The organism is Burkholderia sp. HAN2018, assembly GCF_024704855.1.
GTDB lineage: Bacteria > Pseudomonadota > Gammaproteobacteria > Burkholderiales > Burkholderiaceae > Burkholderia > Burkholderia cepacia.
Genome location: NZ_QOBB01000249.1, coordinates 1 through 9,746, shown reverse-complemented (window position 1 = coordinate 9,746; position 9,746 = coordinate 1). Strand labels below are relative to the sequence as shown.

At 67.1% G+C, this 9,746-nt stretch carries 14 protein-coding genes and 1 tRNA gene; 8 read left to right on the top strand and 7 right to left on the bottom strand.

The window, feature by feature from the left end; translation table 11 throughout:
• Nucleotides 1–118, top strand: a 118-nt coding sequence (locus DPV74_RS35190) for an IS3 family transposase (RefSeq protein WP_162923228.1), incomplete at its 5' end; no start/stop codon positions are given.
• Here DPV74_RS35190 and DPV74_RS35185 read toward each other — a convergent pair.
• Nucleotides 97–420 carry a hypothetical protein gene (locus DPV74_RS35185; protein ID WP_240440080.1) on the bottom strand — a complete coding sequence of 108 codons (324 nt, stop codon included), beginning with the start codon at nt 418–420 and terminating at the stop codon, nt 97–99. The genes DPV74_RS35190 and DPV74_RS35185 overlap by 22 nt on opposite strands.
• Nucleotides 421–660: 240 nt before the next feature.
• Between DPV74_RS35185 and DPV74_RS35180 the strand changes: the two genes are divergently transcribed.
• A tRNA-Met gene (locus tag DPV74_RS35180) sits at nt 661–737 on the top strand.
• Nucleotides 738–950: 213 nt separating this feature from the next.
• Nucleotides 951–1,283, top strand: a complete 333-nt coding sequence (locus DPV74_RS35175) for a hypothetical protein (RefSeq protein WP_060349762.1) — start codon at nt 951–953, stop codon at nt 1,281–1,283.
• A gap of 51 nt (nt 1,284–1,334) precedes the next feature.
• Here DPV74_RS35175 and DPV74_RS35170 read toward each other — a convergent pair whose 3' ends face one another.
• Nucleotides 1,335–2,075 (bottom strand): SDR family NAD(P)-dependent oxidoreductase, encoded by a 741-nt coding sequence (locus DPV74_RS35170; RefSeq protein ID WP_027786779.1) that lies wholly within the window; start codon nt 2,073–2,075, stop codon nt 1,335–1,337.
• A gap of 115 nt (nt 2,076–2,190) precedes the next feature.
• Here DPV74_RS35170 and DPV74_RS35165 point away from each other — a divergent pair, with 115 nt between their 5' ends.
• The gene (locus tag DPV74_RS35165) at nt 2,191–2,805 is read left to right on the top strand and encodes a TetR/AcrR family transcriptional regulator (RefSeq protein ID WP_060207707.1); all 615 of its coding nucleotides are present in this window, start codon (nt 2,191–2,193) and stop codon (nt 2,803–2,805) included.
• Nucleotides 2,806–2,841: 36 nt separating this feature from the next.
• On the opposite strand, the gene eco is transcribed toward DPV74_RS35165, so the two are convergent.
• On the bottom strand, nt 2,842–3,342 hold the full coding sequence (gene eco / locus DPV74_RS35160; RefSeq protein WP_060357435.1) for a serine protease inhibitor ecotin: 501 nt from the start codon (nt 3,340–3,342) through the stop codon (nt 2,842–2,844).
• A gap of 143 nt (nt 3,343–3,485) precedes the next feature.
• Between eco and DPV74_RS35155 the strand changes: the two genes are divergently transcribed.
• Nucleotides 3,486–3,791: a hypothetical protein gene (locus DPV74_RS35155; RefSeq protein ID WP_021158523.1), complete on the top strand. Its 306-nt coding sequence runs from the start codon at nt 3,486–3,488 to the stop codon at nt 3,789–3,791.
• A gap of 222 nt (nt 3,792–4,013) precedes the next feature.
• Here DPV74_RS35155 and DPV74_RS35150 read toward each other — a convergent pair whose 3' ends face one another.
• Nucleotides 4,014–4,415: a hypothetical protein gene (locus DPV74_RS35150; protein WP_021158522.1), complete on the bottom strand. Its 402-nt coding sequence runs from the start codon at nt 4,413–4,415 to the stop codon at nt 4,014–4,016.
• 117 nt (nt 4,416–4,532) lie between these two features.
• Here DPV74_RS35150 and DPV74_RS35145 point away from each other — a divergent pair, with 117 nt between their 5' ends.
• Together DPV74_RS35145 and DPV74_RS35140 are read left to right on the top strand one after the other, a co-directional pair.
• Entirely contained in the window at nt 4,533–4,913 is a 381-nt protein-coding gene (locus DPV74_RS35145) for a DUF5594 family protein (RefSeq protein ID WP_059697999.1), read from the top strand.
• Nucleotides 4,914–5,072: 159 nt separating this feature from the next.
• Complete coding sequence (locus DPV74_RS35140) at nt 5,073–6,440, top strand: MFS transporter (RefSeq protein ID WP_060357434.1); 1,368 nt, start codon at nt 5,073–5,075, stop codon at nt 6,438–6,440.
• Nucleotides 6,441–6,464: 24 nt separating this feature from the next.
• Here the strand turns inward: DPV74_RS35140 and DPV74_RS35135 are convergent, their stop codons facing one another.
• The 3 genes from DPV74_RS35135 to DPV74_RS35125 all read right to left on the bottom strand — a co-directional run bounded on the left by DPV74_RS35135 (nt 6,465) and on the right by DPV74_RS35125 (nt 8,811).
• Nucleotides 6,465–7,058 carry an AAA family ATPase gene (locus tag DPV74_RS35135; protein ID WP_060357449.1) on the bottom strand — a complete coding sequence of 198 codons (594 nt, stop codon included), beginning with the start codon at nt 7,056–7,058 and terminating at the stop codon, nt 6,465–6,467.
• Nucleotides 7,051–8,472: an alpha,alpha-trehalose-phosphate synthase (UDP-forming) gene (otsA, locus tag DPV74_RS35130; RefSeq protein ID WP_060085984.1), complete on the bottom strand. Its 1,422-nt coding sequence runs from the start codon at nt 8,470–8,472 to the stop codon at nt 7,051–7,053. Before otsA ends, DPV74_RS35135 begins: the two co-directional genes overlap by 8 nt.
• Before the next feature lie 141 nt (nt 8,473–8,613).
• Entirely contained in the window at nt 8,614–8,811 is a 198-nt protein-coding gene (locus DPV74_RS35125; protein WP_081066236.1) for a hypothetical protein, read from the bottom strand.
• 288 nt (nt 8,812–9,099) lie between these two features.
• Here DPV74_RS35125 and DPV74_RS35120 point away from each other — a divergent pair, with 288 nt between their 5' ends.
• Nucleotides 9,100–9,651, top strand: coding sequence for a hypothetical protein (locus DPV74_RS35120; protein ID WP_059698004.1), 552 nt, complete (start codon nt 9,100–9,102; stop codon nt 9,649–9,651).
• Nucleotides 9,652–9,746: the final 95 nt, after the last annotated feature.

The window sequence follows — 9,746 nt, the reverse complement described above, 5'->3', positions numbered from 1 at the left end:
GACCTCGGACTTGTTCGATTACATCGAAATGTTTTATAACCCGGTTCGTCGGCATGGTTCCGCCGGCGATCTTTCACCGATTGAGTTCGAGCGGCGCTACGCGTTAAACGGCTCGTGAGTGTCTATGAAACTCTGGCCGGTCCATATATCGCGGTGATCCTCGCCAGAGCCCTTTACCGCGAACGACGCGTTCGGCAGGCATGAAGCCAACTTGTCGAACAACATGACGATCGTCATGCTGTTCAGAAAGAAGAGAGTTGACGTTGGTAGAGCCGAACCACATGCTTCGGTGAGGTTGGTCAATACGTCGTGGCTTAGCGAATATTCGTCAAGAAACCTCAAGAGTTCCTCACGGACACTGGCAACATTCAACGGCTCACCATCGAACGGATGAACCGAAACCTGAGTGTGAAAGCTCATTCGAACCTACTCCATTATTTTTTTCATTCAAACACGGCTCTTCACGGTGTGCGGAGCGAATCGTGATTTTTGACGATCTACCGACCGTTGTCGATCGGCCAAGTTTGGCCTTTCGTGAGCAGGTCACCCTTCTGTGCGGCCTTCACGATGCGTGCCGAGCCTGCCGGTGAACCGCAGGTTCCATTCGACGCAAATCAAAGATCGTTTGACTCTCGGCATCAGCCCAAGTACACTTCGCGCCGCGGGGTGGAGCAGTCTGGCAGCTCGTCGGGCTCATAACCCGAAGGTCGTAGGTTCAAATCCTACCCCCGCAACCAATACCGAAGCCCGCTTTGCGAAAGCAAGCGGGCTTTTTGCTTTCCGCATGCACTGCTGCGTGCGCACCGCCTGGCCGGCATCGCCGACAAATTGCGGAACATTCAGCCGCCGGCACCACCTGCGACACACGATCGCATCCTGCCCGATCGCCGCGGCCCCACGTCAGACATTGCGTAGAATTCCGAACCTTCTTCAGCATCCGGACTTCCGCAATGATTCGAACGATCGCGGCACTCGCCGCGCTTTCCGCGATTACCGGCACGGCGAACGCCGCCGACGCCATCACCGCGCCCGCAAAGCGGCGCTATGTCAGCCCCGGCATCGCCAACGTCGCGAACGCAGCGGCACCGCGCCCGGAAAAAACCTCCTCCGACTCACGCTGCCGTGAACTGGCTGCCGGCATCGACGCCGTGACGCACACCCCCGACCGCGGCCAGAAGGTCGTGCGCAGGATGGGCCCGGACGGCAAGCTGCGCAACGAACTGCGCGCTTACGACAAGCGCGCCGATCTCGAAGCCGAGCATCAACGGCTCGGCTGCCGATAACGAACGCAACGCCGCCCGGTCAACTCACACCGGGCGTCCGCCATCACGCGATCACGCGTTCGCGCCGCCGTCGATCGTCAACCCCGTCCCGTTGATCGACCGCCCTTCCGGCCCGACGACGAACGCGACGAGCGCCGCGACGTCGTCGGCCTTGCCGTACTGCGGGATCGCCATCCGCGAACGCTGCGCGCCGGCGTGTTCGCCGTCGGCCGGGTTCATGTCGGTATCCGTCGACCCCGGATGCACGATATTGACCGTGATGCCGCGCGGGCCCAGATCGCGCGCGAGCCCCTGAGTCCAGCCGATCAGCGCGGCCTTGCTCGCCGCATAGAGGCTCATCCCCGCATCGGGCACGCGCGTGGCGAGGCAACTGCCGGTCGACACGATGCGCCCGCCCTCGCCGAGATGCCGCGCCGCCGCCTGCGACGCGACGATCACCGCGCGCACGTTCACGTTCAGCGTCGCGTCGATATCGTCGAGCGTGAGATCGTCCAGCCCGCCGGCCCGGAAAATCCCCGCGTTGTTGACGAGGATGTCGAGACCGCCGAACGCCTCCGCGGCACGATCCACTGCGTCGCGCACGGCCACCGGATCGGCGCTGTCGGCCTGGATCGCGACGGCGCGCCGGCCCAGCGCCTCGATGCCGGCAACGACGGCCTGCGCCCGCTCGGCCGATTTCTCGTAGGTAATCGCGACGTCCGCGCCGTCGGCCGCCAGCCGTTTCGCGATCGCCGCACCGATGCCGCGGCTGCCGCCCGTGATGAGTGCACGCTTGCCCTGAAGTCGATTCATGTCGGTTCCTTTCCTCATTTATGTAACGACCGGCACAGAATGTGGCAAGTTGCGCGGCACAGTCAATTGATTTATTTTATCGATCGACACAGATATCGACGAAGGAACGGACACAATGGCTGAACGGGGCCGACCGAGGAGCTTCGACAAGGAAGCGGCGCTGGAACGCGCGATGGAGGTGTTCTGGCGCCTCGGCTACGAGGGCGCGTCGATGACCGACCTGACGGCCGCGATGGGCATCGCATCGCCGAGCCTGTATGCGGCGTTCGGCAGCAAGGAAGCATTGTTCCGGCAAGCGCTTGAGCACTACCGCGCAACGGAGGGAAAAGAAATCTGGGGGGGCGTCGAGGAGGCCGGCAGCGCACACGACGCCGTGCGGAACTACCTGATGGATACCGCACGCGTGTTCACGCGGCGGTCGAAGCCGGCTGGCTGCCTGGTCGTGCTGTCGGCGCTGCATCCGGCCGAGCGCTCCGATACGGTTCGGCAAACGCTGATCGCGATGCGCGAGGGCACGGTCGAGAGTCTGCGCGAACGCCTCAGGCAAGGTGTCGCGACCGGCGAAATCTCGGCGCACGCGAACCTCGACGCGATCGCGCGGTACTACGTAACCGTCCAGCAGGGGATGTCGATCCAGGCCCGCGATGGTGCGAGCCGTCGCGATCTCGAGGCCGTCGCCACGGCTGCGCTGGCCGCGTGGCCAGCGCTCGTCGGTATGGGCGGCGCGTAGCGGCAGGACGCCGCCGCACACGGCCGCCCCCGCGCGTTACTGCCTTGCAGCGTGCTGCACGTCCTTCGACGCATGCCACACGCGATAACGCACCTCGAAACCGTCCGGCACATAGACGACGAGCGGCAGGCGGCTGTTGTAGCGCAGCAGCTGGCCATCGCCGCGCACCTGCACGAACCGCTGCTGCGGCGCCTGGCCCGGGCACGCCATCAGCGTCGACGCCGGGCCCTTCACGTCGGTGAGCTGGTAGTACGTATAGCCCCAGCCCTTCACGTCCTCGGCGGTCAGCTCGCCGCCGAACCACTGCTGGTTGCAGTCGGTCTGCAACGTCTTGCCGATCATCAGTTCGACGCGCGCATCGCCTTCGTTCTCGAGCGCGGGCAGCGCGATCACGACGCGCTGCTGGCCGGCCGCTGCCTGCGGAAACATCTTGATCGACTCGGCCGGCACGGCGGGCGCCGATGCAGGCGCGGCCACGCAGGCGGCGGCAGTCGTCACGCACAAGGCGGCCAGCGCGGCCCGGATCGCGAATTTCATCGAGGTACTCCTGGAAAACAAATGAGCTCCGGATGCTAACACTTTCGTCGCATGACCTTACGGCGCTGTAATTTGACGACACAATTGCAAACAGCTGGCAATCCCCTTGCGCGGTACTTATACGGGAACCAACGGAGAACATCATGCTGAAGCTCATTGCTGCCGCCGGCGTCGCGACCTTGCTGGCCGGCTGCGTCGTCGCCCCGGACGCCGGATACGGCTACGGCCAGCCCTACTATTCCGATCCGGGCTACGCCTACGCGCCGTCCCCCGTGTACGGCACGGTCAACATCTGGGGTGGTGGCGGCGGACGCGACTGGGATCGCGGCCGGCGCGACTACCATCGCTGGGACGGCGATCGCGGCAACCGCGGCAACGGCTGGGGGCACGGCGGCGGACGCCGCGGCGACTGGAACGATGGCGGCGGAGGCGGCGGCCATCGCCACTGACGCACAATTGCAACCGTTTGTATCCGCGCACGGCCCGCCGATGAGCGGTCGTGCCGGTCTTGCCGGTCGTGCGTTACGCAGACGAACGGACTCCCGCGCAAAAGACAAAGGCCCTCGCACGAAGCGAGGGCCTTTTGTCGTCCGGTGCGGCGAAGCGAACGTCGGCGGCGCAGGCCGTCCGGCACTGGCCGGTCACACGACACGCGCCACGCATCCGCCCGCTTACCACCCGGCCGGCTGCGCGTAGCCGCCCCGCACCGGCGCGCCGCACACGTACGCGCGCTGGTAGCGGTCGTAGCAATAGTTCGGGCCGTCGTCCTGGTACTGCGCCTGCTGGTAGGTCGGATAGGCGGGCTGCTGGTACGCGGGTGCCTGGTAGTACGTCGGCGGCTGATAGGCCGGTGCCTGGTACACGGGCGCCTGATACGCGACGGGCGGATTCATCGCGGACGTCACGATCGCGCCCAGCACCGCGCCGCCGATCAATGCGCCGATGACGGCGCCGCCGTCGCGGCCATGCGCGGACGCCGGACCCGCCACGGCAAGCGAACCGGCGAGGACACACACTGCGGCAATTTTTTTCATGATGGGCTCCCACGCGAAGTGGTACTGGATGCGATGCATTGTGGCGGCAGGCGGCCGTAATAGATGCAGCAAGTGGTAACGCGCGATTACCGCTATCACGCACACCGAAACGCGGCGCCGCCATGCTAGGATTTTCGGCATACAGGAGACGCCTTCATGCAGCCCGAAACCGCCCGCCGTTTCGATACAGAATTCGCCCCGCGCATCGCACAGGCGATCGCCGCCTTCTTCGCCGATCACGTGCTGACCGACGTCGTCCCGTATGGCGGCCACGGGCACCCGACGCGCGTGCAGATCCGCAGCGCGCCGCACGAGCACGTCAGCGGCTTCGAGCATCCGCTGAATCTCGAACTGACCTGGGACACCGACGAAATCGAGCGGCTGATGGAGCCGGACGGCCCGCGGCGCTTCGAGCACTACCTGGCCGCGCTGCCGAAAAAACTGGGCGCATGGCAGGGCGCGCGCGACATCGATCTCCTGTCGCGCACGCAGGCCGACCCGCTCGTGCGGCTCGGCGGCCTCGACTTCGAAGGCTGAGTGCCGACGTCGCGCAATGCGGCCCGGTGATACACTCGGCCGGCCACGCCCCGGTGCAGTTGGGCCGGCCGGGCCGCTCATCGCCGCCTCCACCCTTCCGCATGGTTGCACACGCAACCGGCAGCCGGGCGCGCGGACAACCACGCATCTGCTCCCGCCATGAACGCCGATACCGGCCTGCCGCTTCCGCAACGCTACTGGGCGATCCTCTGCGTCGCACTGGGCATCACGCTCGCCGTGCTCGACGGCGCCATCGCAAACGTCGCGCTGCCGACGATCGCGCGCGACCTGCACGCGTCCGACGCCGCGTCGATCTGGATCGTCAACGCATACCAGCTCGCGGTCACGATCACGCTGCTGCCGCTCGCCTCGCTCGGCGAGCGCATCGGCTATCGCCGCATCTACGTCGCGGGGCTCGCGCTGTTCACCGCGGCGTCGCTCGGCTGCGCGCTCGCCGGCTCGCTGCCGATGCTGGCCGTGATGCGCGTGATCCAGGGTTTCGGCGCGGCCGGCATCATGAGCGTCAACGCGGCGCTCGTGCGGATGATCTACCCGTCGTCGATGCTCGGGCGCGGGCTGTCGATCAACGCGATGGTCGTGGCGCTGTCGTCGGCGATCGGGCCGACGGTCGCGTCCGCGATCTTGTCGTTCGCATCGTGGCCGTGGCTCTTCGCGGTCAACGTGCCGATCGGCATCGCCGCGGTGATCGGCAGCCTGCGCGCGCTGCCGTCCAACCCGTTGCACGATGCGCCGTACGATTTCCCGAGCGCGCTGATGAACGCGTGCGTGTTCGGTCTGCTGATCACGGCGGTCGACGGGCTCGGCCACGGCGAAGGCCATGCGTACGTCGCGGCCGAGTTGGCCGTCGCGTTCGTCGTCGGCTACTTCTTCGTGAAGCGCCAGCTGTCGCAGCCGGCGCCGCTGCTGCCCGTCGACCTGATGCGCATCCCGATGTTCGCGCTGTCGGTCTATACGTCGATGGCGTCGTTCACGTCGCAGATGCTCGCGTTCGTCGCGCTGCCGTTCTGGCTGCAGCACTCGCTCGGTTTCTCGCAGGTCGAGACAGGCCTCTACATGACGCCTTGGCCGCTCGTGATCGTGTTCGCCGCGCCGCTCGCGGGCGTGCTGTCGGATCGTTATTCGGCGGGCATCCTCGGCGGGATCGGGCTCGCCCTGTTCGCGGCCGGGCTACTGTCGCTCGCGACGATCGGCGCGCACCCGGGCACCGTCGACATCGTGTGGCGGATGGCGCTGTGCGGTGCAGGCTTCGGGTTGTTCCAGTCGCCGAACAACCGCGCGATGCTGTCGTCGGCGCCGCGCGAACGCAGCGGTGGCGCGGGCGGCATGCTGAGCACCGCGCGGCTGACCGGGCAGACGCTCGGCGCCGCGCTCGTCGCATTGATTTTCGGGCTCGTCCCCGATCGCGGGCCGACGATTGCGCTCTATGTCGCCGCGGCATTCGCGGCGGTGGCCGCGCTCGTCAGCATGCTGCGTATCGCGTCGCCGCGATCGGACGCGGCAACCTGACACCGTCGCGCGCCGCCCCTCGCGTCATTCGGCGTCGAGCGCGTCCATCACGAAACGCACGCGCGCCTGCACGCTCTCGCGCGGCAGTTCGATCAGCCGATAGCCGTACGACGTGTAGCACTCGACCATCGCGTCGTAGGTACGCACGGCTTCCGCGAAATCCTGCCGGCGCTCGGTGTCCTGCGCATAGATGTCCGGCCACGGCGGCGCGATGAACACGCGCGGGTCATAGCGGAAACGGTTGGCCGCGGCCTCCGCATGCGCGGGCACGGCCAGCCCTGTCAGTCGCAGATAGCCGATCACGTCCGGCACGCCGCGATCGAAGAACACGGGCCCGCGCGCATGCCGCGCGAGATCGTACGAGCGCATCTCCCAGCTCAGCATCAGCTCGGCAAATGCGGCCGGGTCGCGCCACGGCAACGCTTGACCGTCGATCGCCATCTGGTCACGGATCACGCCCCGCCCGGCTTCCTGCGAGCGCGCGTAACCGGCGCGCTCGAGCGCATCGAGCAGCGTGCTCTTGCCCGAACCCGGGCCACCGGTCACGACGAAGAAGCGGCGGATGGCGTCGTCGCTCGTGCCGTCGGCGGCGCCGCGCCCCTGTACGGCCTCACGCATGCACGACCCGCCGGCCCGCGCGCCGCGTGACCGACGCGGCGGCCGCGACACTGCGCAAGTCGGCGACGAACGTATCGCGCCAGACCGACAGGTCGTTCCCGCGCAGCCGCGCGAGGTTCTCCTCGTGGCGCGCCTGCCGCTCCGCGAGCGGCATCGACAGCGCGCGCTCGAGCGCCTCGGCCATCTGCGACAGGTCGTACGGATTGACGAGGAGCGCGCCGGTCAGCTCGGCCGCCGCGCCCGCGAACTCCGACAGCACGAGCACGCCCGGATCGGCCGGATCCTGCGATGCCACGTACTCCTTCGCGACGAGGTTCATCCCGTCGCGCAACGGCGTCACGTAGCCGACCTGCGACATCCGGAAGAACGCCATCAGCAGGTTGCGCTCGTACTTGCGGTTCAGGTACTGGATCGGCGTCCAGTCGAGCTGCGAGAAGCGGCCGTTGATGCGGCCGGCCTCGCCTTCCAGCGTTTCGCGAATGTCCTGATAGGTCTGCACGTCGGAACGCGTCGGCGGCGCGATCTGCAGGAGCGACACGCGTCCCTGCCAGCCGGGCGCGTTCGCGAGCATCCGCTCGAACGCCTGGAAGCGCTCGACGAGCCCCTTCGAATAATCGAGGCGGTCGACGCTCATCACCAGCTTGCGGCCGTCGAGCGCCTCGCGCAGCATCTTCACCGGCTTGCGCGCGCCGTACTGGACGGCCGCCTGCGCGATCGCGTCGGGATAGACGCCGATCGGATAGGCGGCGACCTTCACGACACGCCCGTGCGCGTGCAGCATCCCGTCGTCGCTCGCCGCGCCGATCCCGCGCCGCTCGATGTAGTCGGTGAACGCCTGCTTGTCGGCCTCGGTCTGGAAGCCCGCGACGTCGTACGCGCACATGAACTTCACGAGCTCCTCGTGCGGCGGCACGAGACGCAGCATGTCGGGCGACGGAAACGGGATGTGCAGGAAGAAGCCGATCGGATTCTTCACGCCGAGCTCGCGCAGGTAATGCGCGAACGGCAGCAGGTGATAGTCGTGCACCCAGATCAGGTCGTCGGGACGCAGCAACGCGGCGAGCTGCTTCGCCAGCATCGCGTTCACGCGCAGATAGCCCGCGTACTCCTGGCGGTCGAAGCGCGCGAGATCGCCGCGGTAATGGAACACCGGCCACAGCGTCGCGTTCGAGAAGCCGCGGTAATACTGGTCGTAGTCGCGCCGGGTCAGCCCGACCGTCGCATAGGTCACGTTGCCATCGCGCTGGATCGCCGGCTCGGTGTCGGGTGCGCCGACGATCTCGCCGTTCCAGCCGAACCAGACACCGCCCGTTTCCTTCAGCGCGTCCATCACGCCGACCGCCAGGCCACCGGCGCTCGGGCGCGTGTCCTCGCCGGCGGCGACACGGTTCGATACCACGATCAATCTGCTCATGCGGCTTTCCCTCCTCGATTCGATGGGCTGGCGCGCGGCGCGCGCCAAGGCTGGCACGGCTGCCCGAAGGCGGCCGTGCGGCGATTCAGACGTGAGAAATGCAGGTGTGAAAGGCAGCGGCGGAATACGACGACAACGACATCAGGCGTCCTGCTCCTGACCGAGATCCCGCTGATAGTCGAGCCCTTCCGGGCGGGCACCACCCTGGTTGTGATCGCCGTCGGACGGCGTCTCGCCGGGCGCGCCGGCAGGCGGTGCCGATGGCGCGTCGGTCTGCGGATGCGGGCGAACCGCCCCTGTGTCGGGCGGCCGGGGCGAAAACCGTTTCGAACGTCGCATGGCCGGGTGTCTCATGTGCGGCGCGGCCCGAGGCCGTCGTAGAAACATTCCATAACTGAAAAGTCTAGGTCGCTTCCTTGCACGCCAAAGTAACAATTACCTTCAATTTGTAACGTTTCGACCCCTCACGATCCACCTGTCCGACAATAACGCCGCGCGTACGCGCGCGGGATGCCGTCCGGCGATTTGTCAAAGCTTTGCATTTTTCCTATGACAATTGCGAAACAATGACGCGGCATGAGGGCGCGCATGCGTTGCCGCTCACCCAGACAGGACTTGCACTCAGGGATGAACATTCGTTTCGAATCGCCGCGTCGGGCCATCCCGGCGCGCGTCGTGCTGGCCGCGATCGCCGCGGCCGCACTGCTGTCCGGCTGCAACTCGCTGTACAGCGAGGGCGCGACAGCCGGCGCCGGTATCGCGGGTGCCGCGATCGCCTCCAAGGTCACCAACAACGCCGCCGTCGCGACGGGCATCGGCCTCGGCGCCGTCGCCGGTGCGCGTGCGGGCGTCCAGTACTCGCAGCGCGTCGCACACCGTTACACACAGGAACAGATCGCGAAGGCGGCCGGCCCGCTCGACGTAGGCGGCGTCGCGCCGTGGTCGACGCACCACTCGTTCCCGATCGAGGACGACGAACAGGGCCGCGTGACGGTCAGCCGGATGATCAGCATCGGCCCGCTCGACTGCAAGGAAATCGTGTTCGCGGTCGACACGCCCGCGAAAGCCGACAAGGCCGCGCAATCGGCGTTCTACGTCGCCACGATCTGCCGCGACGGCCCCGTGTGGAAATGGGCGTCGGCGGAACCGGCAACCGAACGCTGGGGCTCGCTGCAATGAGCGTCGCGATCCGTATCGCGGCCATCGGCGCGCTGTGCGCGGCGGCGGCCACGCTGTCGGGCTGCGGGTCGGTCGGCGCGGCGAGCGGCGCGCTT